Origin of the sequence: Pseudomonas frederiksbergensis, assembly GCF_003732665.1 — a bacterium.
Taxonomy (GTDB): domain Bacteria; phylum Pseudomonadota; class Gammaproteobacteria; order Pseudomonadales; family Pseudomonadaceae; genus Aquipseudomonas; species Aquipseudomonas frederiksbergensis_G.
On record NZ_MOBP01000264.1, the window covers coordinates 1 to 276 of the forward strand.

Sequence of the window (276 nt, forward strand, 5' to 3'; positions counted from 1 at the left end):
GTAAGCAAAACGAGTTTTCCGACGGTCATGGAGAGACCCGCAAAGAGTCTCGCGACTGGGAGAACGTCTACCGTTCGCGCTGGCAGTACGACAAGATCGTGCGTTCTACCCATGGGGTGAACTGCACCGGCTCCTGCTCGTGGAAAATCTACGTCAAGAACGGCCTGATCACCTGGGAAACCCAGCAGACCGACTACCCGCGTACCCGCAACGATCTGCCGAACCATGAGCCCCGTGGCTGCCCCCGTGGTGCCAGTTACAGCTGGTACATCTACA

The 276-nt window shown here is 58.3% G+C and carries 1 protein-coding gene; it reads left to right on the top strand.

From position 1 onward, the window contains the following. Positions 1-276: hypothetical protein (locus BK665_RS34120; protein ID WP_148053316.1), on the top strand; the 276-nt coding region annotated here is incomplete at both ends.